At 57.3% G+C, this 25,157-nt stretch carries 16 protein-coding genes and 2 pseudogenes; 8 read left to right on the top strand and 10 right to left on the bottom strand.

Features of this window, described 5'->3' with window-relative positions:
- The 7 genes from WMO20_RS13085 to WMO20_RS13115 form a co-directional block, all read right to left on the bottom strand.
- Positions 1–555: relaxase/mobilization nuclease domain-containing protein (locus WMO20_RS13085; protein ID WP_349187143.1), on the bottom strand; the 555-nt coding region annotated here is incomplete at its 3' end.
- An 84-nt stretch (positions 556–639) separates the two neighbouring features.
- The gene (locus WMO20_RS13090) at positions 640–1,104 is read right to left on the bottom strand and encodes a plasmid mobilization protein (RefSeq protein WP_349187127.1); all 465 of its coding nucleotides are present in this window, start codon (positions 1,102–1,104) and stop codon (positions 640–642) included.
- Positions 1,105–2,349: 1,245 nt separating this feature from the next.
- Complete coding sequence (locus WMO20_RS13095; RefSeq protein WP_015565849.1) at positions 2,350–3,753, bottom strand: hypothetical protein; 1,404 nt, start codon at positions 3,751–3,753, stop codon at positions 2,350–2,352.
- A gap of 1 nt (position 3,754) precedes the next feature.
- On the bottom strand, positions 3,755–4,549 hold the full coding sequence (locus tag WMO20_RS13100; protein WP_349187128.1) for a carbohydrate-binding protein: 795 nt from the start codon (positions 4,547–4,549) through the stop codon (positions 3,755–3,757).
- A gap of 11 nt (positions 4,550–4,560) precedes the next feature.
- Complete coding sequence (locus WMO20_RS13105) at positions 4,561–6,357, bottom strand: heparinase II/III domain-containing protein (RefSeq protein ID WP_349187129.1); 1,797 nt, start codon at positions 6,355–6,357, stop codon at positions 4,561–4,563.
- A gap of 14 nt (positions 6,358–6,371) precedes the next feature.
- The gene (locus tag WMO20_RS13110) at positions 6,372–7,634 is read right to left on the bottom strand and encodes a response regulator transcription factor (protein WP_349187130.1); all 1,263 of its coding nucleotides are present in this window, start codon (positions 7,632–7,634) and stop codon (positions 6,372–6,374) included.
- Entirely contained in the window at positions 7,609–9,297 is a 1,689-nt protein-coding gene (locus tag WMO20_RS13115; protein ID WP_349187131.1) for a sensor histidine kinase, read from the bottom strand. The genes WMO20_RS13110 and WMO20_RS13115 overlap by 26 nt, the downstream gene beginning before the upstream one ends.
- 344 nt (positions 9,298–9,641) lie before the next feature.
- Between WMO20_RS13115 and WMO20_RS13120 the strand changes: the two genes are divergently transcribed.
- The 8 genes from WMO20_RS13120 to WMO20_RS13155 all read left to right on the top strand — a co-directional run bounded on the left by WMO20_RS13120 (position 9,642) and on the right by WMO20_RS13155 (position 23,043).
- A complete protein-coding gene (locus tag WMO20_RS13120; RefSeq protein ID WP_349187132.1) occupies positions 9,642–10,961 on the top strand; it encodes an ABC transporter substrate-binding protein in 1,320 nt (439 codons plus the stop codon).
- A gap of 176 nt (positions 10,962–11,137) precedes the next feature.
- On the top strand, positions 11,138–12,064 hold the full coding sequence (locus tag WMO20_RS13125; protein ID WP_005943356.1) for a carbohydrate ABC transporter permease: 927 nt from the start codon (positions 11,138–11,140) through the stop codon (positions 12,062–12,064).
- Positions 12,065–12,080: 16 nt separating this feature from the next.
- Positions 12,081–12,941, top strand: a complete 861-nt coding sequence (locus tag WMO20_RS13130) for a carbohydrate ABC transporter permease (RefSeq protein ID WP_005920167.1) — start codon at positions 12,081–12,083, stop codon at positions 12,939–12,941.
- Positions 12,942–13,014: 73 nt separating this feature from the next.
- A complete protein-coding gene (uidA, locus tag WMO20_RS13135; protein WP_349187133.1) occupies positions 13,015–14,811 on the top strand; it encodes a beta-glucuronidase in 1,797 nt (598 codons plus the stop codon).
- A gap of 5 nt (positions 14,812–14,816) precedes the next feature.
- A complete protein-coding gene (locus tag WMO20_RS13140; RefSeq protein WP_349187134.1) occupies positions 14,817–15,977 on the top strand; it encodes a glycoside hydrolase family 88 protein in 1,161 nt (386 codons plus the stop codon).
- Complete coding sequence (locus WMO20_RS13145) at positions 15,977–17,665, top strand: DUF2264 domain-containing protein (protein ID WP_349187145.1); 1,689 nt, start codon at positions 15,977–15,979, stop codon at positions 17,663–17,665. The genes WMO20_RS13140 and WMO20_RS13145 overlap by 1 nt, the downstream gene beginning before the upstream one ends.
- A gap of 95 nt (positions 17,666–17,760) precedes the next feature.
- The gene (gene lacZ / locus WMO20_RS13150) at positions 17,761–20,775 is read left to right on the top strand and encodes a beta-galactosidase, LacZ type (RefSeq protein ID WP_349187135.1); all 3,015 of its coding nucleotides are present in this window, start codon (positions 17,761–17,763) and stop codon (positions 20,773–20,775) included.
- A 648-nt stretch (positions 20,776–21,423) separates the two neighbouring features.
- A complete protein-coding gene (locus tag WMO20_RS13155) occupies positions 21,424–23,043 on the top strand; it encodes a recombinase family protein (RefSeq protein WP_349187136.1) in 1,620 nt (539 codons plus the stop codon).
- A 12-nt stretch (positions 23,044–23,055) separates the two neighbouring features.
- Here WMO20_RS13155 and WMO20_RS13160 read toward each other — a convergent pair.
- The 3 genes and pseudogenes from WMO20_RS13160 to WMO20_RS13175 all read right to left on the bottom strand — a co-directional run.
- Positions 23,056–24,454 (bottom strand): annotated as a pseudogene (locus WMO20_RS13160) (site-specific integrase).
- A 12-nt stretch (positions 24,455–24,466) separates the two neighbouring features.
- Positions 24,467–24,781 carry a helix-turn-helix domain-containing protein gene (locus WMO20_RS13170; protein WP_015564592.1) on the bottom strand — a complete coding sequence of 105 codons (315 nt, stop codon included), beginning with the start codon at positions 24,779–24,781 and terminating at the stop codon, positions 24,467–24,469.
- A 79-nt stretch (positions 24,782–24,860) separates the two neighbouring features.
- Positions 24,861–25,157: pseudogene (locus WMO20_RS13175) on the bottom strand (hypothetical protein); the annotation flags it as partial.

Raw genomic sequence — 25,157 nt, forward strand, 5'->3', positions numbered from 1 at the left:
GCGCTCCTTCGAGCCGTTGAGCAGGTCAATCTGGTACAGTTCGGCACCCTCGCACAGCTCCATGACCTCAACACGCAAGTGCCGCATGGTCTGGGCTGTGCTGGAGTGCTTCATGCCCTCGCGCCAATCGCGTGGCTTCTGCATATAGGGCTTACGCTCCACTTCTCGTGTTCGGACGCTGCCGATCACAATGTGGACGTGGATGTTTCCCGAATGGTTATGCCCATCCGGGTGAGTGCAGACGATGGCGGGGTGACCGGAGAAGTTTTCTTCGCAGAATTTCAGGCCAAGTGCCTGTGCTTTTTCCATGGTCAAGCCGTTGTCGGCTGCATCTCTGGGGTCGAAGCTGATGATATACTGATGGCTCTTAATATCATCGCGTTGGGTGTTCTTGCCATACTTGCGGTTTGCCAGCAGACAGGCCGTTGCGAACGAGAAATCGCCGCACTCAAGGGTGTCGAGCAGGTACGAATCCCGCAGCATGGGTCGGCCTTGTTCGTCCAGAATTACCTTGCCGGAAAATTCATCGTGCTGGTAAATGAGATACGCTTCGATGGCGGTATAGTCCGAGTTTTTATTACAATTCGATTATTCAAATCGTTGGCAACAACATCGAATTGTATGTCGCAAATATGCGGTTTATGATTGAACAATACAACTGCCCTTGCGACTGAGGCGATATGCTTGAGCGTTGCCATACAGTTCACCCAGAACTTTCTCGGCGTGTAGCCGAAATGCGGTCAGGTATGCAAGTTCGTCAAGGATTTTCGCTCGGATCTGCTCGGTGTCCGCACCGCCAGAATTGAAGTGCCTTGCAAGCTGGTTCAGGTTGCCGCCCACCTTGCTGCACTGGGCAAGCAGGGTGGAAACAGCGGTCAGGGTTTCTTCTCCGCCGCCGGCAACGATGACTGTTTTCTCGATCTTGACGTTGTGGATGGCACGGCGGATAAAAGTGGAGAGGGAGAGATTCAGGAGTTTGCAAGTGAGTTCCAGTGACGCTTTTTCCTCCGCTGTCACACGGAACTTGATGACGTGCGTTTTGTTGTTCGGCGTGTCGTGGTGCTGGGAACTGCTAGGAATCGGTTGAACATTCGTTTTGGTCATTGTACCTCCTGTCTGTTCGATAACTCCTCGGTGAAGTTATGTAAAGCACGACACGCCGTTACTGTTCGCACCGTCAGGTGCGAACCATGAGCAGGGTTTGGGGTGGGACCGCGTTTGCGAAGCGCAGCGCAGCAATGAAAGCCCCAGTGGGGCTTTTAAGCGGCAGCGCGGTCTGCGACAGCAGATGGAGGGGCGTTGCCCCGACAAGCGCTACCCCAACAAGATCACTTCGGAAATGCAGACGCATTGAAGAAGTGAAGTCCCGGATGGACAGGAAATTTTCAAGAATTGAAAATTTGTGGCCACGGGACGGTTCTTGCCCTCTACCGCTGCGCTCAAAACTCATTTTCAATAAATGTTTCCGAATTGTTAAGACGCAAAAATAAGTAGAGAGTTCCGCTGCTCGTGTATGTTGATCACCGTTTGCTCCGAACGAAGTTCCTGCCCCTGTTTGTGCAGCGGCGTTGTCTGGCTCGTTCACAGAAAGTGTGAGGTCATGGCACGGTATCTCGTTCGGTCGGCTTATGCAAGATTCAAGGTACTGTATGAAGAAAGCTAGGCGCAGTGCGGACACTACGTCCGGCTTCTTTCAAGTATAAGAATAACGCCTTGAGGTTGTATGGTCAACAACCAAAAACAAATTTCGGAAGGAAGATTGAACAACTACATAAGATTTTATTTGTGAAAAAGAAAAATACCGCCCACGCAGCGCAGCGATGATTTTGTCGGGTGAATCGGCGGCAAAATGAATCGGGTGTGTTGCGGGGCGGTGAATTTTTCAGGGATAATCTACGGTGAGGCAGTGTTCAAAATGAACACGACCACATCTTGTGAATGGTTTCAAACCAATCCACAAAATCAGTGAGATTTGTGACAGAGAATATCATGTTTCGCAAGGTGCGTCAAGATGATTTTGAAAAATTTATGACGGTAAAGCATAAGAAGTCTTACTATTTGGCTCAAATTGAAGTCTACTTGACTTTTTTATTGAAGAGATGTCCGTTTTATGCTGCTGCATCTGTAACAGCCTGACGATAAGCACTTGCAGCGTTGTTATTTTATTCAACTGGCTGGGGGATAGTCCTCTGCATCGGGCGAAGTATTCCTCAGTACGGTTTCCACCGCGCACAGAGCAATCTTGGCAAGATTCAGCGTGGTATGGGGATTCATGGCGGTATGCCTCCGTCTATTTTTCTGTGTATAGAATACCACATAAACAAAAAGAGAACGGACGGTCGTTTCTGTTTACGAATTGAGCGCCTGCCACAACGCATCTGAAGCATCAAACACTGCCACGCTGTACCCGGCAAAGCGGCTCTGGATATCAACAGTCTGGCTGCCATCGGCGGCAGTGTTGTAGCTGCCCAGTTCCAGCCCGGAAAGGGCGGGCTGGCTGCGCCACGGGATAAGCTTTGTCTGCCATTCCGCGCCCAGCTTTTCGCTCAGTGCCCCATAGGCCTGTTCGAAGCCCTCCGGGTCATCCAAGATCCAGATTTTGCTCTCGCCGTTGGCAAGGTCGGTGTTCATCTGGGTGGCACCGGCCATCTGACCGTTCATGTCGGTCAGGGCGGCATCGGCGCTCCATGTGTAGTTGTTCACCTGCACCACCACAGTCCCGTCGCCGTTGGCGTCCTCCGCATAGTCTGCCAGCGCAGTCTGCAGGCGCTGCACGGCCTCGTCCGGCAGGGCCTCCGCCGTGACTACCGCCACGGTGTAGTCCGGGTCTACGGTAGTCAGCAGGCCGTGCGCCACATACGCTACGCCCACAATGACCATTGCCGCCACCGCCACGATGCCCCAGTTGTAATACCACCAGTTGGCGCGGGAGCGCTTTTTCTGCTCCTGTGCGGTCAGGGGCTTATCCGGCGCTGCCGGGCGCGGGATGCTGCGCACCTCTACGCCGTATTCCTGCCGCAAAACCGGGAACAGGGTCTGCATCGCTGCCAGCCCCGGCAGCCAGAAGCCGAACAGCACCGCCCAGAACACGCTGACCGGGAACAGCAAGATCATGCCGCCGATGCCCGCCAGCATGAGAACGCCTGCCAGGACGCAGCGCGCCGGGGCGACAGCCAGCAGCCTGCCCGCCCGGCGCAGCAAGCTGTCCGGGGCGGGCAGTTGCAGCGGCAGAACGGCAGCGCAAAGCGTAGCCAGAACCGCCAGCACCAGAAAATCCAGCGCCAGAAAAACGAGAATGGCAAGCCCGGGGTAATACCCCTGCTGCGCGGCGGCTTCAAACACAAAGGCCGATACAAAGCACAGCAGCCCCAGCACCAGCGTGCCAATGCAGCCAAAGCCGCAGGCGGCTTTCCAATGGGCGGCTAGGGTCTGCTTTGCCCGGGGCAGCCACTGGGAGGGGTCGTTCTGCAAGCTGCGCAGAGCGCAGTCTGCCAGCAGCACCATGGCAGGGCCGGTCAGCAGACCGGTGACCGCACTGCACACCACCGTCAGCGGCAGGGAGAGCAGGGTCACGCCCAGCGAGACCCCCAGTGCGGCAGGCAGGCAGAGCACGCAGACCATCAGGTTCGTGCCCAGCAGCTGGCCGAGGTCGCGGCCGACCATCTGGCAAAAGCGTGCAAAGCCTTTTTTCTCCGGCTCGTTTGGGCCTACGCCGTGGCCGTCCCGCCCATAAAGGGCATTGTAGATGCTCATTTTACTTCACCTCGGTGCCAAAGGCTTCGATTTGGGTCAGCGCCGGGAAGGGGGAAGTCCCCTCGGCCTGAATCAGATCCTGCAGCACAAGGCTGCGCACCCGCTTGGGCTCAAAGGCCACGCTCTGGGGTTTGGCGCTTTTCACCAGCGGGATGTCCAGCTGGCTGCCATCAGAAAATTCCACCGTGGCCTTTACCCAGTAGTTGTCGTGGGGGAAATCTGCCCGCTCGGTGATGCGCAGCTCATCCAGCAGTACTTCCCGGCCAAAATCCAGCGTCAGGGCTGCGTTCGGGTCGCGGTTGATGCCCCAGCTCTGATAGGGGTACTCGCCGTGGGCGCTGTTTTCAAAAATGCCGTCGATGGCGTTGCGGGCGGCAAATACCGCCTCGCCGCGCGTTTCTACGTTGGCGCTGGCGTGGGGGTAAAAACCGGTGTCGCCGTGTTCATCGTAGCAGTTGAAGGCCAAATTCCGCCGGGCGGCGATCTCCTCCGGCAGCGCAAGGCGCGCCCGGATGACATGACGGCTGCCCACAAAGCTCTTGGGCGAGTAGGTGATGGCCTGCTCCCCGAAGGGAATGTGGAAATTGATCTCCCGCTTGACCACATACACAAGGGCTTCAGGCATGGTGTCCTCGAACTGGATGACGCAGTACTGCCCGGGATGGTCGATCTCCAGCGCCACCCGGTCGCCGGGCTTATAGCAGTTGGTGTAAACAAGGGATACGGCGGTGTCGGCGTCACAGGTCATCAGGGTGTGGCCGACTTCGTCCAGAATTTTCAGCTTGATGGTCTCCATGGCAGTTCTCCTTAGTACAGTTCGAGGTTCAGCATTTTTTGGAAATGCAGGGTGATCTTATAGATGGTTTCCGGCCATGCGGTGCGCAGGCGCGGGTCGGTGATGGACACCGCCGTAACAGCAGCCGTTACGGCAGCCGGGTCAAAGCGGATGCCGCCCAGTGTGCCCACCGCAAAGCCGTCCGCAGTGGGGGCGGGCTGCTGCTCGGTGAGCAGGGTCAGCTCCACCGTGCCGGGATAGTCCGTTTCGTCCCGCAGGGTGATGCCCTGTTCGCTGACGGATACGCTGCGGCGGTAGGTGGTAAGCCCCGGGATGGGAGGGTACGCGTCCGCCAGCTCGCCGGTGATGCTGTTTTTATCGGTGCACACCTCCCGGGCGGCGTATTCCGCGCCGGGCAGTTGCTGCACACCGTCAAAGGTAGGCAGATTGTGCCATGCGCTCTGCATGGTCCAAATTTCATACCGCTGGGGGCTGAAGGTCTTTTGGGTGTAGCTCTCCACTCCGATATCGATGAGAAACGGTCTTCCGTCCTTGTACACGGTAATGCTGCCGGTATCGTTGTGGTTGTGGCTGTCGCCGTTGGAGCCGAACTTTGCACCCAGCACCCAGCTGCCCTGCCGTGCGGCATAGACGCCCACACTGGGGTACCACACCGTTAAATGGTGCCGGGGCGCTGCGGAGTACGCCATCATTTCTTCTTCTGCAAAGGCGGTGGTCAGCCGGTACCACAGGTTGATGTGGGTGCTGCCGTCCGGGTTCTGCAAATGGTCGGGGTCGGCATCGGCGCGGAAATCTGCCGCCGCAAGGGCCTGCAAAGCATCGCTGCCTACGGCCTGTCCAAAGCGGTATTCCCGTGCACCGCAGCGCCCGGCCAGGGGGCTGCAATCGCCAAAGTTCAGATAGTAAGGTCCTTCCACATGGACATTGCAGATGTACTCCGCGATATTTTTGATCTTTGTTTCTCTGAATAGCGGGCGGAAGGCCTCCGGCGCAATGTTGGATAAAATTTCAAGACAGCCCCACAGGGTCAGTCCGGCGTGGCGATAATACTGCGCACCCTCGTTGCAGCAGCCGTCCGCGCCGTAGTCCTTCAAAAAGCAGTCGAGGCTGTAGGCTGCCTGCTTGACGGCAGCTTTTCGCTGCTGCTGGGTGGTGGGCAGCAGAAAAACGGTGAGCAGCACATTCTGAGTGCACCAGCTCGTCCAGTTACACATAGGCTCTTCGCCGTTGCCCATCCACCAGAAGTGGCTTGTAAAATAAGGCGTCAGGATGCGGGCGTCCAGCTCCCGCTCCATCCTCGCCGTGATGCCCGGCGCGGCAGTATCCAGCTCATCGGGCAGTAAGTACCGGGTCAGCGCCAGAAGCGCGCCGGTCTCGGCGGCAAATAAATCCACGATGGGGCGGGTGGTGTCCGGCAGGGGCAGCTGCGGGGTGTCCCGCACATAGCTGTTGTGGGCGGGCAGCTGCCATGCACTTTCCTCGCAGATCGCCCATACGGTATCGGCAATTTCATCCAGAAAGCGCCCTTTGTGCTCCACACACTCGGCACTTACCAGCGCGCACAGCCGCGCCCGGCGGGAAAAGTAAGCCGTCTCCCATGGGGTGCGCCGCCCAGTGTGGGTGAAATCCAGCCAGAGCGAGAGCGGCAGGGGCGCAATGGGCGTTTGCAGCGCGGCTTCCCCCGCCTGCAAAAAGCGCTGCTTTGCCCGCAGGGGCAGCCCCTGCCATGCGGTGTGCTCTTTGACAGGGGGAAAGGGCCGGTAATCGGGAAGAAATTCCGGCAGATGAGCAAGCTGTTCCTGTATCATAAAAGCCTCCGATTTTAAATACTTTGCTGGTATTCCCGCGGGCTGAGCCCCGTGACCTTTTTGAATACCTTGGAAAAATAGAAAGCGCTCTCGTACCCCAGTTTCTCAGCGATCTCGTATACTTTCAAATCGCCCTGTTCCAGCATCTCTTTTGCCGCAGCGATGCGGGTCTCGGTGATGTACTCCACAAAGCCGCTGTCGCCGTATTTGCCGAACAGCTGGCTGAGGTAGTTGGGCGAAAAATTGAATACAGCCGCCACATCGGCCAGCGTCAGTTTTTCCGAAAGATGATTCTTAACATACTCCTGCACCTGTGCCACCACCTGCATCTTCCCGGCGGTGGCGTCGCCCTCGTTGACCTCCACGAACTGGATGGGCTGCTCCACCGTGAGCAGGGGCTGTAGGTGGGCGTTTTCCCGGCAGCGGCGCGCCAGCCCCAGCAGGGAGCCGGTGGGGCGTCCTACCGCCCAGAGCAGCCGTACCGTGAAATAGTTGTATAGAATTTGGCTGGCGCGTTCCAGCAGCGGGCGCAGTACCGTCCGGTATTTTTGGCACTGGGCATCGGTCAGGCAGAAAAGCACATTGCAGCGCATGGCATCCGCCCCGGTCACATAGCAGGGCAGGTAGTTTTGCAGGGTGGTCTCCAGCATCCGCCCGCAGGAAAAACTCAGCTTCAGCTGCTGGGCGGGGGTAAGGGCGGTGCTGGCGATGATCTCGCAGCTGGCTACAAGGTAGGCGTCGCTTGCAAGGTTCAGCTCCATGTGCTGCAAAGGCTGCTCCAATGCGGCTTCGTCCGGGAACAGCCCGGCGTACAACCGCACGAAAAAACGCTCCTGATAGCTGCGCACACTCTCGGCAAGATTTTCCTGTGCTGACAATTCGCCCAGCAAAGCACGCTCCTTTTTTACCTTTTCGGCGGCCTTGGCAAGGGCGGTTTGCAGGTTTTCGGGGGTCAGGTCCAGCTTGACCAGATAATCCACCACTCCGGCACCCATGGCCTGCTTGATGTAATCAAATTCTTCAAAGCTGGTCAGCATGATAAAGGCGGGCAGGGCGTTGCGCTCCCGGCAGGTGCGGGCAAGGGTAAGCCCGTCCATCACCGGCATTTTTACGTCGGCAATGACGATATCCGGCTTCTCCCGCTCAATGAGTTCCAGCGCCAGCTTTCCGTTGCGGGCGGTGCCGCAGACGGTATAGCCCAGCTTTTCCCATTCCAGCATCCCCTGCAGGCCGATGAGCACCAGCGGCTCATCATCCACCAGTAATATCCGCAGCATGGGTGTCTCCTTTCTGTTGATAGGGCAGCCGGATGGTGACCTCGGTGCCCACGTCCTCTTCACTTTCAATGGTCAGGCCGTAACCCTCGCCAAAGGAATACCGGATGCGGCGGTTCACGTTCCACAGGCCGACATGACGGAACTTTTCAGCCTTTTCGGCACCCTCGGCGGGCTCGTCCAGAAGGTGAGCTACCTGCTCCGGCGGCATGCCCACGCCGTCATCGGTAATGCGCAGCAATACGTCTCCGGTATCCGGGTCGGTGGAGATATCCAGCAGCACGCTGCCGTGGCCGCCCTTGGGTTCCAGCCCGTGGAAGATGGCGTTTTCCACTAGCGGCTGCAAGGTGAACCGGGGAATCATGCAGTCCCGGCAAAGGGTCTCGCTTTCAATGCGGGAGACCTCAATCTCCAGGTCGCCGCCGTAGCGGTACTGCTGGATGGTAGCCATCCAGCGGATGCTGTTGAGGGTGTTGTAGATAAAGTGCGGGTTCACCTCGTTTTGCAGCATCCGGTATTCCAGCTCCTGCTTGCGACGTTCGTCCTCCACCCGGCGGGTCATCAGGCTGTCCACGTTTTCAGCCAGCTGGTTGATGCCCCGGCCGATGTCGCCCAGCTCGTTGTTCCACTCCACCGTGCGGTCGGGGGCAAAGTTGCCGCTGCCCACGGTTTCGATGCGCTTTTGCAGCGCCTCCACCGGGCGGGTGATGACCCGCTCCAGCCAGTGCTGCATCAAAAAGCTCAGTCCCCAGATGATGGCAGTGCCAAGGGCGACCAGCCACAGGTACACGCCGTAGTGCAGCAAAAAGGTATTTGCGGGCAAAAGCTGTACCAGTGCCGCGCTGCGGCCGTTCAGTGTTACCTTGACTACATAATACTTCTGGCCGTCCAGCTGCACCTTGCCCTGCCATGCGGTCTGCTCTGTCACGCCGTTATTGCTGCCGGTGCGCAGGGTGTAGTCCACCTCCCGCAGCGGATTTTCAATCTCGGTCAGGCTGCCGTTTTCGATCTGCCACAGGCGGCTGCCCATCTCCCAGTACAACGCGCTGCCGTCGGTCAGGCTGTAACCTGCTGCCGGGTCGGTGATAATGGCGGTATCCAGCGCAAGGTAGGTGCTGCCCCGGTGCAAGGTGCCCTTGCCGCAGCGGACAGGCTGGCTGATGGCGATGCAGCTCGGACTGCCGGGCAGCAGCGGGTCGGTGGCGAACTGCATCCCGTACCCCTTGGTGAGAAACTGCTTTACGCTGGTGCGGTTGAGCGCCGCCGAGGAGTTCAGCGGGCCGAACTGCAAATGCCGGTCGTTCTCATTGGTAACAAAAAAGCGGAGGATATGGCTGTACAGGGTGCTGGAATAGTATTTTTCCTGCATGGCTTCGTAGGCGGCAATGGTCTGGGTGCCGTTGATATTTTCCTGCGAGATGTACCGCCGCACGGTGCTGTCGATGGAAGCCCAGTTCAAAAGAGCATCGGCGCTTTCCAGACTGGTCTCGATGGAGGTAGCCACCAGCCGCAGGTTGAACTCTGCCGCCTGCAGGGAGTTGGCGCGCACATATTGGTTGGAGAGGGTGAACAGCGCCGCGCCCACAGCCAGCGAGGTAAGGATGGTAAAAAAGCGCATCCCCCACACGATCTGCCGCCGCAGCGGGAAACGATGGCTGCTCTTCATAGCGGAGCCTCCTTTCCGGTAATATTTTGCATTCTTTCCTTTATACAGTACTGATTCCGGCGCGGTTTGTCAACGACTTTTTTCATGGAAATTGTGTACTTTATACGCTTTTTTCTTGTGCCATGGATGTAAACTGTGCAAGAGAACAAGAAAGTGCAGACTCCAGTGTAAGAAAGTGCATCTTTTTTTAAAAGATACAGAAAAACTGCAACTCTTCCCGGAATTTTTCCATTCCGGTTTTTGCGTTTGTGCGGTATCCTAGTGTCAACAAAAGCGAGCGGCTCCCCGGCACGGGGGAGAACGCTGCACGAAATACACACACTGCCCTGAAGGAGGACACACTTATGAAAAAGATCTCTCGTCGTTCGTTCCTTACCGCTGCCGCAGCCTGCGGCGCTGCTGTTGCCCTGAGCGCCTGCGGCGGCTCTTCCGCAAGCTCCACCGCTGCTTCCTCCACTGCCGGTTCCACCGCTGCATCCGCAGCCGCAGGCCCTGTTACCCTGCAGTGGTCGGTGTGGGATAAGGAGTCCACCCCCTACTGGCAGGCCATGGCCGACGGCTACATGGCAAGCCACAAGGACGTGACCATCGAGATGGTGGATCTGGGCTCCAGCGATTACATGACCGTTCTGGCCACCCAGCTGGCTGGCAGCGCCGATCTGGATATCGTGACCATCAAGGATATCCCCGGCTACGCAAACCTGATCAATTTGGACTACCTCAAGCCCCTGAACGAGGTACTGACCCGCGACACTGGCGATTTCAACGGCACCATCGAGCAGCTGACCACCGACGACGGCAACTTCTACGCCGTGCCCTTCCGCAGCGACTTCTGGGTGCTGTACTACAACAAGGATCTGTTCGATAAGGCCGGTGTGGAGTATCCCTCCAATGACCTGACGATGGAAGATTACGATGCTCTGGCACGCAAGATGACCAGCGGCTCCGGCGACACCAAGGTCTATGGCTGCCACTACCACACCTGGCGCTCCGCCGTTTCTCTGTTCTCCATTCTGGACGGCAAGAACACCATCATCGACGGCAAATACGACTTCATGAAGCCCACCTACGATATGGTCATTGCCCAGCAGAAGGACGGCATCTGCATGGACTACGGCTACCTCAAGACCTCTTCTCTGCACTACTCCGCAGCCTTTGAGAACCAGCAGTGCGCAATGGTCAACATGGGCAGCTGGTTCATTTCCACGCTGGAAGCTTACATGAAGGATGCTGAGACCAAGTTCAACTGGGGCATCGTCAAGTATCCGCACCCCGCTGGTGCAGAGGCTGGTTCTACGCTGGGCACTGTGACCAGTCTGGCCATCAACGCCGATTCTCCCAAGGCAGAGGCCGCTGCCGACTTCATCAACTGGTGTGTCTCCGAGGAGGGCGCACAGGCCATTGCCAAGACCGGCACCTTCCCGGCCTGCGGCTCCGCTGCTACCGCCGAGATCATCAAGTCCACCGAGGGCTTCCCCGAGGACAGCAATTCTGTGGATGCACTGACCACCAGCAATGTCTATCTGGAAATGCCCTACACCCAGTACGCATCTGATATCGAGACCATTCTGAACGCCGAGCACGATGCTATTATGACCATGAGCGAGACCGTGGACGAGGGCATCCAGAACATGAACGATCAGGTTCCCGCAGTTCTCGGCTGATAAAGCGTTTTCCGCAATGGTTTGCGGTTCTCCTTCTTCATTGTTTTCAATCCCCATTCATTTTCCGATGACGAGCATCGGAAAAAAGCCCTGTCCGAGCGGGGCGGGTATGCACAGCGCCCGCCCCGCTCATTTTTTGGAAAAACTGTTATACTTCCGGGAAAGGAGGCTCTTTTATGGCGAGTGCTGCTGTCCAGAATAAAACTCCCCGTAAAGTGCTAAAAAAATCGACCCGCGATTCCCTGATCGCGTATTCCTTCATTGCGCCAAACTTCATTGGCTTCTGCGTGTTTACGCTGGTGCCCATGGTGTTTGCCATTGCGCTGGCTTTCTGCGCATGGGACGGCCGCCACGCCATCGAGTTTATCGGTCTGAAGAACTTTGTAAAACTCTTTACCACCGATAAAATTTTTCAGGCGGCGCTGAAAAATACCATCGTCTACGTCATTGGCACCGTGCCGCTGACGCTGGCCTGCTCGCTGGCCATGGCTGTGCTGCTGAACCAGAACGTGAAGCTGCGCAACTTCTTCCGCACCGTGGCGTTCTTCCCTTACGTTGCTTCGCTGGTGGCGGTGGCAGCGGTGTGGAACATGATCTTCAACCCCTCCATGGGTCCCATCAACATGATCCTGAACCAGTTCTTTGGCGTGGCGGTGGAAAACCTGCCCCGCTGGGCTGCCGGTAAGGACACCGCTATGATCACGGTCATCCTGTTCAGTGTGTGGAAGAACATGGGCTACTACATGGTCATCTATCTGGCAGGCCTGCAGGGCTGCAACCCGGACCTGAACGAAGCCGCCGAGCTGGACGGTGCAAACCGCTGGCAGCAGTTCTGGCACATCACCCTGCCGCAGCTGCGCCCCACCACCTTCTTTGTGGTCATTATGCTCACCATCTCCGGCTTCAAGGTCTACGACCAGATGTACATGATCACGCAGGGCGGCCCCGGTACTGCTACCATGACGCTGGTGTACTACATCTATAATGTGGCCTTCGTCAATACTCCGAAATACGGCTACGCAAGTGCAATTTCCATGGTGCTGTTCGTACTGGTGCTGATCGTTACCATCATCCAGTTCCGCGGCTCCAAGGGCGAGAACTGAGAAAGGAGGAAGAACCATGTCTGCTGCTATTATCAAGACCGAAGCCTCTCAGAAGCGCCGCAATTTCATCTCCAAGTTCCTGATTTATTTCTTCCTCATCGTCATCACAGCCTGCATGCTGCTGCCCTTTTTGTGGATGCTGTCCTCCTCCTTTAAGCTGAATAAGGACGTGTTCGGCTTCCCCATCCAGTGGATCCCCAAAAATCCCCGCTGGCAGAACTATGTGGACATCTGGACCCAGATCCCGCTGCTGACCTTTGTGAAAAACACGGTCAAGATCACCGTGGTGGTCACCCTGTTGCAGCTGTTCACCTCCTCCTTTGCAGCCTACGCCTTTGCCAAGATGCAGTTCAAGGGCAAAAACGCGCTCTTCCTCGGCTACATTGCCACCATCGCAGTGCCTTGGCAGGCCTACATGGTGCCCCAGTTCATGATGATGAGCTCGTGGCATTTGAACAACACCCATCTGGCCATTATGTGCCTGCAAGCCTTCAGCGCCTTCGGCGTGTTCCTGATGAAGCAGTTCTACGAGGGTGTGCCTACCGAGCTGTGTGAGGCTGCCCGCATTGATGGCCTGAGCGAGTACGGCATCTGGTGGCACATCATGCTGCCGCTCAGCCTGCCCGCCCTGTCTACCCTGACCATCTTCACCTTCGTGAACACCTGGAACGACTTCCTTGGCCCCCTGATCTACCTGACCAAGACCGAACTCAAGACCATCCAGATCGGTCTGCGTATGTTCATTACCCAGTATTCCGCAGAGTACGGCCTGATCATGGCGGCCTCTGTGGTGGCACTGATCCCGGTGCTGATCGTGTTCCTCTCCCTGCAAAAGTACTTTGTGCAGGGCGTGGCATCCACCGGCATCAAGGGCTAAACAAATCACCCGTAAGCGGGGCGTGGGCAGTACCCGCGCCCCGCATTTTTTGCAGAAATAGAGAGAAAGTGTTATGTTATATCCTGAACAGAATGAAGCGCGCTTGAAGCTGAGCCTTGACGGCACATGGGCGTTTGCGCTGGGCAGCTGCGTGGAAGACCAGTTCGATCCCGCAAAGCCCCTGCCGGATGCCCAGCCCATCGCCGTGCCCGCCAGCTACAACGACCAGAACGACCAGACCACCGCCCTGCGCCGCCACTACGGCTGGGCATGGTATCAGCGCAAGGTCACGCTGTCCACTTTCTGCGCCGGGCAGCGGGTGGTGCTGCGGTTCGGCTCGGTGACCCACACGGCAAACGTCTGGCTGAACGGCAAGCTCATTGCACAGCACAAGGGCGGCTTTACCCCCTTTGAAGCAGACGTCACCGCCCTGCTGTGCCCCGGCGAGACGGCGCTGCTGACCGTCGCCTGCGACAACCGGGTGAACCACAGCACCCTGCCTGTGGGCAACGAGGACGGACAACTGGCCTTTTTTGGCTCGGACAATGCGGGCATTCCCAGTGTGGAGGCCGCCAAGCGCGCCGCCGCACCCCAGAACCGCCCGAACTTTGATTTCTTCAACTATGCGGGCATCCACCGCCCGGTGGTGCTCTACACCACCCCAAAAGAGTATATCGAGGATGTGACCGTAGTGCCCGCCGTGGACGGCACGGTGCAGTACGCGGTCAAAACCACCGGCAGCGCGCCTGTCCATGTCACGGTGCTGGATGCGGACGGCAACGCCGTTGCAAGTGCCGAGGGTGCAGAAGGCACGATCATCATCCCGGAGGTGCATCTCTGGGAGCCCAGACCCGGCACGCCCTACCTGTACACCCTGCATATCACCTGCGGGGCGGACGTCTACGACCAGACCTTTGGCGTGCGCAGCATTGAGGTGCGGGGCACACAGGTGCTTTTGAACGGAAAACCGCTTTACTTCAAGGGCTTTTGCAAGCACGAGGACTTTACCGCCCATGGACGCGGCTTTGACCCGGTACTGAACGTGAAGGACGTGAACCTGATCCACTGGGCAAATGCCAACGCGGTGCGCACCAGCCACTACCCCTACGCCGAGGAATTCTACGACCTGTGCGACCGGGAGGGCATTCTGGTCATGGACGAGACCCCGGCGGTGGGCATCGGCGGCGGGGCTGCGGTGAATCCCTACAAGGAATACCCCCTCGCGGAACATCACCGACAGGTGCTTGCTGAGATGATCCATCGGGACAAAAACCACCCCTGCGTGGTGCTGTGGAGCCTTGGCAACGAGCCGGATCTGGAGCACTTCCCGCAGGATGCCTACGATTACTGGCACCCGCTGTATGAGCTGGCGCATCAGCTGGACCCGCAGAACCGCCCGGTCACCCTCGTCTGCTGCCAGAACGACTATACGAAAGATATCACCACCCGCACCATGGATATCGTCTGCATCAACCGCTACTACGGCTGGTACAACCTTTCCGGCGACATGGCCGCCGCCTGCTACGGGTTGAATCAGGAACTGGATTTCTGGGCAGAGCAGCACAAGCCCGTGATGATGAGCGAGTACGGTGCAGACACTGTGGCAGGTCTGCACACCGCCGGAGCCGAGATGTTCAGCGAGGAGTTTCAGGTGGAGTTCTACCGCCGTCTGGATGCAGAGTTTGACAAGCGCCCGTGGTTTGTGGGAGAATTTGTCTGGAACTTTGCAGACTACGACACCGTGCAGGGCCCCATGCGGGTGGACGGCAACAAAAAGGGTCTGTTCACCCGGGACCGCCGCCCCAAGCTGGGGATGCACTTTCTGCGCCAGCGCTGGCACGATATCCCAAACTTTGGATTTAAGGAGTAATCAAGATGAAAACCTACCAGAACCACGCTATGACCGACACCGAGGCACGGCAGGCACTGGCCGATGCCTGCAAGCAGGTGGAGACCAATCTGCCCCTGTACACCTACCAGTGCCAGAACCATTCCAGCGTGAACAATATCTACCCCGGCTGTGCCAATAACCAGTGGACCTGCGGCTTTTGGCCCGGTGAGATCTGGCTGGCCTACGAAGCCACCGGGGAGGAAAAATTCAAGAACGCCGCCCTCATTCAGGTGGACAGCTTTGCGGACCGCATTGCCCGCAAGGTGGAGGTGGACCACCACGATATGGGATTTTTGTACAGCCCCACCTGCGTGGCAGCATGGAAGCTGGTGGGCAGCGAAAAGGGCAAAAACGCCGCCATTGCCGCCGCCGACCAGCTGCTGACCCGCTACCAGCCCAGTGGAAAATTTTTGCAGGCATGGGGCACCATGGACGACCCCGACAACTACCGCTATATCATTGACTGCATGCTCAATGTGCCGCTGCTGTACTGGGCAGCGCAGGTGACCGGCAGCGACCACTACCGCGAGATCGCCGCCGCCCACACCGCCACCACGCTGGCAAACTCCTTCCGACCGGACGGCAGCACCTACCACACCTTCTTTATGAACCCGGACGGCACCCCCAAGGGCGGCCGCACCTGTCAGGGCTATAAGGATGACAGCTTCTGGGCGCGGGGACAGGCGTGGGGCGTGTACGGCAGCGCCATTGGCTACACCTACACCCACGATGAAAAGTTCCTCGAGGTGTTCCGCAAAGCACTGGCGTTCTACCTTTCCCGTCTGCCAGAGGATATGATCCCCTGCTGGGATATGCTCTTTGCCCCGGAAAGCGGCGAACCCCGGGATTCCTCCTCCGCTGCCATCGTGGCCTGCGGCCTGCTGGAAGCAGCAAAGTATGTGGACGAAACAGAAGCTGCCCAGTGGCGCACGCTGGCACGGCAGATGCTGGCCAGCCTTGCCGCAAATTATGCGGTAAAGCCCGGTACCCTCGGCTCCGGCCAGCTGCTGCACGGCACTTACAGCAAAAAGAGCCCCTACAACACCTGCACCCCGGAGGGCGTGGATGAATGCACGAGCTGGGGCGATTATTTCTACATGGAGGCGTTGACCCGCCTGACCAAAGATTGGGAGATGTACTGGTGATGAACTTGCAGACCAAAGCGGATTTTACCGCACTGATGCACAAATTTCTCGACCCGCTCAAGCCTTATTATTCCGCAGGCTGTGCCCGGCTGCATCTGGGCGAGACGGGCGTGACCTACAACCAAAATGCCATTGAGCTGGAAGCCTTCAGCCGCCCGCTGTGGGCGCTGGTGCCCTTCTGGGTGGGCGGCGGCTCTGAGCCGGAATTTGAAACCATCTACCGCAAGGGTCTTGCGGCCGGTGCAGACCCGGAAAACCCTGAATACTGGGGCACCACCGGGGAATACGACCAGTGTTATGTGGAGATGGCTGCCATTGCCTGCGGCATCCTGACTGCACCGGAAAAGCTGTGGACCCCGCTTTCTGACACCGAAAAACAGAATCTTGCCGCATGGCTGGGGCAGATCAACGCCCACACCATCCCGGACTGCAATTGGCAGTTTTTCCGCATCCTTGTAAACCTTGCCCTGAAAAGCGTGGGGATGCCTTACAGCCCGGAACTGCTGGAGGACGGTCTTTGCAAAATTGACAGCTATTACAGCGGCGACGGCTGGTCCACCGATGGCGCCTCCGTGCAAAAGGATTACTACATCCCGTGGGCCATCCAGTATTACGGGCTGCTCTACTCTAAATTTGCCGCAGACATCGACCCCCGGCGTGCTGCACTCTACCGCCAGCGCGCCCAGCTGTTCGCGCAGCAGTTCGTCTATTGGTTCGATGCCAACGGCGCAGCGCTGCCCTTTGGCCGCAGCCTGACCTACCGCTTTGCTCAGAACAGCTTCTGGGCGGCCTGTATCTGGGCAGGGCTGGAACCGCTGCCCCTGCCGGTAATGAAGGGCCTTATCGTCCGCAACTTCAACTGGTGGCTGGGGCAGAAAATGTTCGACCGGGACGGCATTCTGACCATCGGCTACTGCTACCCGCAGATGTACATGGCCGAGCGGTACAACGCCCCCGGCAGCCCCTACTGGGGTATGAAGAGCTTTTTGCTGCTTGCTTTGCCGGATGACCATCCCTTCTGGTCTGCCGAAGCCGCGCCCATGCCCACATTGGAGCGGCTCAAGCCAATGCCCTACGCCAATATGCTGGTGCAGCGCCGGGCGGGGCGGGTAACGGCCTATGCTGCCGGTGTCAACGAGGGGCACGGCCACGGACAGTTCCCGGAAAAGTATGCAAAATTTGCCTACGATACCCGCTTTGGCTTCTGCGCCTCCCGCAGCCGGGAGGTGCTCAATCAGGCGGCTCCCGACAGTATGCTGGCCTTTGTCATCGACGATAACGTGTTTGTGCGCAAGGTGAGCAAAACGTGGGAAATTGAAGCCGGGGCTGTGACTGCGCAGTGGTCGCCCTTCCCCGGCATTGAGGTGACCACTACCATCACCCCCACGGCCACCGGCCACCGCCGCCACCACGAGATTGACAGCAGTTTCGACTGCGAAGTCTACGACTGCGGTTTTGCCGTGCCCAATTTTGCACCGGGCTATGCCGAAAGTGTGGAAAATGACACCGCCGAAGCCCATTGCGACACCCTGCGCTGCACCGTGCGCGGCAGGGGAGAGGCAGTGGTCATCGGCTGCGACCCCAACACCAGCCTGTACTTCACCAACGTCCATCTGCCCGCCGTGAAGTACCACATCCCCAAGGGGCACACAGAACTGGACACCGAGGTCTTTGACGAAGCAGACTGATGCCGCTTCTTTCCAGAAAAACAGTCGTTTTGTGCGGCTGTTTTTCTTATATCCTGTGCTATAATAAAAGCAGAAAATGCTGCGAGGTGACATTTATGCCTTTGAATCATCCCATTACCCCGGCGCTTCTGGCCGACCCGGAAATTTTCCAGCAGAACCGTCTGCCATTCCACGCCCACTTTGCGGACCAGACCAGCCCCGAACTGCCGCTGACCGTCAGCTTGGACGGCGAGTGGAACTTCCGCTATGCGGAAAACCTGACTGCGCCCTTCTCGGAGTGGGACACTCTGACTGTGCCCGGCTTCATCCAGATGCAGAGCCTGCAAAAGCCCGGCCAGCCCTACGGCGCGCCCCATTACGTCAACACCCAGTACCCGTGGGACGGCCACGAAAAGCTGCACCCCGGTCAGATCCCGCAGGACTATAACCCCATCGGGGAGTACCAGCGTAGTTTCGCCCTGCCGGAAAGCTGGGCAAGCTGCTATCTGCGCCTGAACGGTGCCGACAGTGCCGCCGCCGTCTGGTGCAATGACGTTTACATCGGCTACACCGAGGATACCTTTACCCCGGCGGAATTTGACATGACTGCTGCCGTCCACCCCGGCGAAAATACCCTGACGGTACAGGTGTACCGTTTCTCCTCCGGCAGCTGGCTGGAGGATCAGGATTTCTGGCGCATGAGCGGCTTATTCCGCTCCGTGGAGCTGTTCACCAAGCCGGAGCTCCATCTGGAAGATGTCTTTGTGAAGCAGAGCTTTGCAGAGGATTTTTCCAGCGCTACTGTCACCTTTGACTGCAAAGTCAGCGGCGCGGGAACGGTGTCGGTGGTGTTCAATGGGCAGGAGCAGTCCGCTGAGGTGGGCGAGCCCGCCGAATACGACAGCGGTGTGGTGTTCGGCAAGGGCGAGGCCGACCCGGACGTGGAAGAGGACGTGCAGGATGTTTCTTTCACCTTTGCGGTGACTGACCCCGCTCTGTGGAGCGCCGAGCAGCCGAACCTGTACGAGGCAGAAATTGCCCTGCTGAACGAGGGTGCTCTCGTGGAGCGCACTGGCATGAAAGTCGGTCTGCGCAAATTTGAACGGAAAGACCGCCAGATGCTTTTGAACGGCAAGCGTATCGTGTTCAAGGGCGTCAACCGCCATGAGTGGAGCTGCCGCACCGGCCGCACCGTCAGCCGGGAAGAGATGCTGTGGGATGTAAAGAACCTGAAAGCCCATAACGTCAACGCCGTGCGCACCAGCCACTACCCGGATGACCCGTATTTCTTGCAGCTCTGCGATGAATACGGCCTGTATGTCATCGGGGAGACGAATCTGGAGACCCACGGCACATGGCAGAAGCTGGGTGCGGACGGTTCGGACGAATGGACGCTGCCCGGTGCGCGCCCGGAGTGGCGGGAGAATGTGCTTGCCCGGGCCGAAGCCATGCTGGAACGGGACAAAAACCACCCGGCCATCCTCATCTGGTCTTGCGGCAACGAGAGCCACGGCGGCAAGACCCTGTGGGAGATGAGCGAGTATTTCCGCCGCACCGACCCCAGCCGCCTTGTGCACTACGAGGGCATTTTCTGGAACCGGGAATACCCTGCCACCTCCGATATGGAAAGCCAGATGTATACCCCGGTGGCAGACATCAAAAAGTTTCTGGCAGAGCACCCGGAAAAGCCCTTTATCATGTGCGAGTACAGCCACGCCATGGGCAACTCCAACGGCGGCATCACCGACTACACCGAGTATGCCTACGAAGAGCCGCTGTATCAGGGCGGGTTTATCTGGGAGTACATGGACCACGGCATCGCGGTCACTGACCCGGACGGCAAGCCCGGCTTTGCCTACGGCGGCGACTTTGGCGACCGCCCCACCGACCGGGAGTTCTGTGTGGACGGCCTTGTATTGCCCGACCGCCGTAACACCCCTAAGATGGATGCGGTCAAGGCGGCCTATGCTCCCTTGAAAATCACCCTCACCGACACTGAAGCCGTGATTGAAAACCGGAATCTCTTTACCGACCTGAGCGCCTACGACCTTGTGTTTGCGTCCTCGGTCAACGGCAAGCCGGAGCGCCGGGCGGTGCTGCGGGCAGACTGCAAACCGGGCGGGACGGAGCACATCCCGTTTCCCTTTGCCTTACCGGAGGCTGGGCTTGCCTGCATGACCGTTACCGCCATCCAGCGGGCTGCACTGCCCGGCATCCCGGCGGGCTATGAAGCCGCTTTGGGGCAGGTATGGCACAACTACGCCGTCGCCCGGCTGACCCTGCCCGCCCCGCAGCTGGTGGAGATGGACTGCAACGTCGGCGTAAAGGGCGAGGGCTTCGAGTACATCTTTGGCCGAGGCAAGGGGCTGGTGTCCATCCGCTATAACGGCGTGCAGCTGCTGGACGATACCGTGCGCCCCAATTTCTGGCGTGCGCCCACCAACAACGATGAGGGCTGCGCCGAACCCTTCGAGTTTGCCTTCTGGAAAACTGCGGGTCTTTATGCCCGCTGCGATAACCTGACCGCCGAAGCAAAGGATGAGTTCGTCATCGTCCGCGCAAACTACACCCTGCCAGATGGGCAGACGCTGCCCATTGATTTTGCCATCGACGGCGCAGGCCGCTGCGATATCACCATGACATGGCAGGGCGACAGGACAGAAGTACCGGAGTTCGGCTTGCTCTTCCCGCTGCGCCGGGAGCTGACGGAGGTATCCTATCTGGGTCTTGGCCCCCGGGAGACCACCGCCGACCGCACCGCAGGCGGCAAAATGGGCGCTTGGAGCTACAATGTCCGGCAGGACTTTGCCCAGAACAGCCCGGTCCACCCGCAGGAGTGCGGCAGCCGCACCGGCGTGTACCGCGCAGCGCTCACCAGCAGCGGATTGAAGATAGGTATCGGCTTTGCAGGGGATGGCATGACCTTCTCGGCGCTGCCCTACACCCCCCATGAACTGGAAAACGCCCGCCATCTCTATGAACTGCCCCGGGACGACAACAAGACTGTCGTCCGGTGTGCTGCCTTCCAGCGCGGCGTGGGCGGCGACAACAGCTGGGGCGCAAAGCCCCATGCAGACGCCTGCTTTGCGGTGGAGAAGGGAACCTCGTTCCGTTTTACGATTCAAAAATAAAAATTTACTTGGCTAAAGTGGTGGGTATCATCGTGATACCCACCACTTTGGTCTTGAGTAGCTTAAGCGAGCGACAACCACCAGCTCCGCTGGTGGAGTAGAAAATGCTTTAGCTATAAGATTCGAGCAAAGCGAGATGACAAAGAAATTGTTATCTTAGAAGATGCACTTTGCAACATAGCTCGTTAGAGCGGTAGGGCAGGTAATGCAGATGAAAGACGCTTGCTCGAGGCCCCTTGAGGGGCTTTGCCAGTAGGATGCCCTTCTAGGGCTTACTCAAGCCACCGGCTTAGCCGGTGGTTTTGACTATTGCGAAACCGTAACAAGACAAAAATCAGCGCAATATTCAAATAGTATATTTGCGATATGCAATCCAACGTTGTAGCTGCTGCATTAAAAAGTTGAATTTTTATGGTTTATGGAGAAATAAGGAATTGTGTCAAAATGACACAATTGCTCCGGGCACCTTCATAGAACCATGGAATGTGAATATTTTGCTTTCATAGGAGTTCATGTTTTTTACTGAATCTCGTGAAAAGCGTATAAAAAGCTTGCAATCATCTGTAAAATGTGGTATATCCATTATACGAAACATTGCTTTAAAAGAACACTCCACCGTTCAATGATGTGTAAAGTGAGGTGCCTGCCATGACCGCCGTGATCTATGCCCGCTATTCATCGGATAACCAGCGCGAAGAATCCATTGAAGGCCAGATTCGTGAATGCACTGCCTATGCGGAAAAGAACGGCATCACCATCGTCAAGCACTACATTGACCGTGCTATCTCTGCCAAGACGGACAACCGCCCGGAGTTTCAGCAGATGATTAAGGACAGTGACAAGAAGCTGTTTGACATCGTGCTGGTCTGGAAGTTGGATCGTTTTGCCCGGAACCGCTACGACAGTGCCCGGTACAAGACCCAGCTGAAGAAGAACGGTGTCAAGCTCATGTCTGCCACCGAGATCATCTCCGAGGGACCGGAGGGCATCATTCTGGAATCGGTGCTGGAAGGTTATGCCGAGTATTATTCCGCTGACCTGTCTGAAAAGGTCATTCGTGGCATGACCGAAAACGCACTGAAGGGAAAGTTCACTGGCGGTGCCATTCCCTTTGGCTACATCATCAACGCAGACCACCGCTTTGAAATCGACCCGTTGACTGCTCCCTTTGTGGCAGAAACCTTCCAGCGGTACAACGATGGCCAGACCATGCGGGAAATTCGGGATTGGCTGAACGAAAAGGGCGTCAAGAACCAGCGTGGCGGGCTGATGACCTTCAACACCATTCAGCATATGCTGAACAATCGCCGCTACATCGGGGAGCTGAAATATCGTGATGTTTTGATTCCCGATGCGATTCCCTCCATTGTGTCCGCAGAGCTTTTCAACGATGTGCAGGAAAAGATCGCCAAAAACAAAAAAGCCCCTGCCCGTAGAAAGGCAGAGGATGACTACCTGCTCACCACCAAGCTGTTCTGCGGCTACTGTGGGGCGTTGATGTTTGGCGAAAGCGGCACAAGCCGGACGGGTGAAGTCCACCGCTACTATAAATGTGCCACTGCCAAAAAGCACAAGGGCTGCAAGAAAAAGACCGTCCGCAAACAGTGGCTGGAAGATCTGGTGGTCAACCAGACCATGCAGCTTGTGAAAGACGATGCCGCTATGGAATCCATCATCGCCAAGGTGATGGAACTGCAAAACAAGGAGAATACCAACATTCCCCTTTATAAAAAGCAGCTCCGGGATGCAGAATCCGGTATCCAGAATATGCTCAATGCGATTCAGGCCGGTATCCTGACCAGCTCCACCAAGGAGCGGTTGGAGCAGCTGGAAGAAACCAAGCGTGAGCTTGAAGCACGCATTGCGGAAGAAAAGCTGGCGAAGCCGAAAGTGACCGAAGAATTTATCAGGTTTTGGCTGCTGCGGTTCCGTAAGCTGGACATGAGCCTGAAAGACCAGCGGCAGGCACTAGTGGATACCTTCATCAATGCGATTTACCTGTATGATGATAAGGTTTTGATAACCTTCAACTATAAAGAAGGAACACAGACCGTCACCTTTGGGGAAGCGGCAGAAGCCGCATCAAAGGGAAATGGTTCGGATTTGGATTGCTTTACTGCACCAAATTTCGAACGTCAAATCGAAAGATTTGGCGTTCTTTCTTTATGTAGGAAAGCGGCTGCACACTTTCTGCACACCGTTTGCACATTTGCCCGAATCGGGGGCTTTTCTGCGCAAGGTTTGCACAGCCTGCTTTCCTTTGCATAAAAAGAAGAGAAGTTAGGCGAACAAGGCTCTCGTCAATTCTCTGCGTTCGTCTGCGTCCATCAGCCGGATGGCTTCAAAGATCTCCTTACCGGAGATTTTTGTTGCCGCCGGCTTTTCGTTTTGCCGGGGCTGAGGTGCTGCCGGGGTCAGGTCTTGGGAATAGAAGTTCGCTTCGATCTTCTCGGTCAGCTCCAACCGGGGCTTGTCCTGCGTGTGGGCGTAGGTGTCCATCAGGACAGATGCCGTTGCATGACCTGTGTTGCCCTGCACTGACTTGAAGTCACCGTCAGACTGCAAAAGCTGGTAGGTGGCACTGGAGTGCCGCAGACCGTGGAACACGATCTGTTCAAACTCTGGATGCTCGGCTCTCCACAGGCGGTACCACTTTGTCAGCAGCTCCGGCGCGATGGGCAAGCCGTCCGGGAGCCGGAACAGTTGCCCGCAGGTGCTGTACTTCTCTGGGGCGCTCTGCTCGTCCTGTTTGAGCTTTTCAAACCATGCTTGAAGTTCCTCTTTCAAAGGCTTGGTCATATACAGGATGCGGTTGGACTTCTTGGTTTTGGGCTTTTTCAGGATGAGGGAGGACTTGCTGCCCTCACGCCTGTCCGGGAAGGTGTAGTAGATCTGCTTGGGGTCGAGCTTTTCCAGAGCGTCCTTGTTGGCTCTCTGCATGGTCTTGCTGACCGAGATGGTACCACGCCCATCGGCGGCATCAAAGTCCAGATCACTCGGCTGTAAGCCGAGGATTTCGCCCTCACGGAGCGAAAGGATCATGCTCATATGCACCGCCAGATGAAGAGCGGGGTTCTTGATGGTCTGCAAAGCCGCCAGCATGGTTTTCTCGTCCCAGATGGTGCGTTCCTCGATATTGACCTTGGGGGCATCACGGGGCAGGGGAATCTTGTGGATCAAGTCCCATTCCACCGCATAGGAAAAGGCGGTTTTCAGCAGGGTGTGGACTTCATGAATAGAGGTGCTGGACAGCAGCCGCTTCTTCTGCTTCTTGGACAGGTCCTGCTTCACACCGTGCACATATTGCCCGCAGGGGGGTCTTGGCAAGGGTGGCATAGAACTTCTCAATGTCGTAGGTGCGCAGCTCCTGTACCTTCCGTTTCCCGATATACGGCACGATAAGGTTCTGCACCATCGCCACGGACTGGGTGTAGGTCTTGGGAGACCATTTGTGCTTGGTGGACTGAATTGGAATCCATTTGTACAGCATCTCCTCCACCGTCATGGTGTCAGGAACAAGGAAGCTGCCGTCCAGCAGTTCTTTCTCGACCGTGATCTTTCGCTCCTGCGCCTCCTTCCTGGTCTTGAAACTTTCCCATCCCTCGCAGGGTTTGCCGGAATGGTCTTTGTACTTGTAACGGACGGAGTAGGAATCTCCGCGCTTCAGAATAGATGCCATAGATTACCTCCCTCAGACCGCCGCAAACCAGTTGTCGAAGCTCTGCTTGTTTACCCGGATGCTGGTGCCGATGCGCAGCACCCGGAAATCCTTTGTGGTGTTGCACAGGTTGTACGCCGCACGGGGAGAAATCGCCAAAAGCTGGGCAATCTCCTCTACCCGGTAAACAAGGGGCTCGTGCTTGGCTGCTTTGGTCTGGTCAGAAGATTCTGTGGCAGGGGATTTGGACGCTTTCATTGTAACCGTGTTCGAGTCCTTTTGCAAGGACTTATTCGTATAATCTTTAGATTTCACATCTTCGGTCATGTCAGGCCGATTCATATTCATAGGCAGACCTCCGTTTCCTTGTAACCGGGTGCCGGGGCAGAAAGTGCCAGCTTTCTGCCCCAAACGTTCCCGATGAGGTTCAGATTTCCGAGTGCCCCTCCTGTGTGCGGGGTTGTGCCGCTGGTTTGTTTTGTGCCTGTTCTGCCTGCAAGCGGTTCAGCAGTTGCAGAACGGAATCCCGTGCTTTCTCCTTGACCTGTTCCTTGCCTTTCTGCCGGGCCTCCGGCTTCAGCAGCTTCTCCTGCAAGCGGGCAGCGGTGGTCTGCATGGTCTTGAGAAACTTGTCCAGCACGGTGTCTAACCGATGGGCTGCATATTCTCTCGTGGACTGCGGAGCCTTGCGTTCAGGGGACAGCACCCACTTCTTCGTGTCCTC

The sequence above is a fragment of the Faecalibacterium intestinale genome, from assembly GCF_040096575.1.
GTDB classification, from domain to species: Bacteria; Bacillota; Clostridia; order Oscillospirales; family Ruminococcaceae; genus Faecalibacterium; species Faecalibacterium intestinale.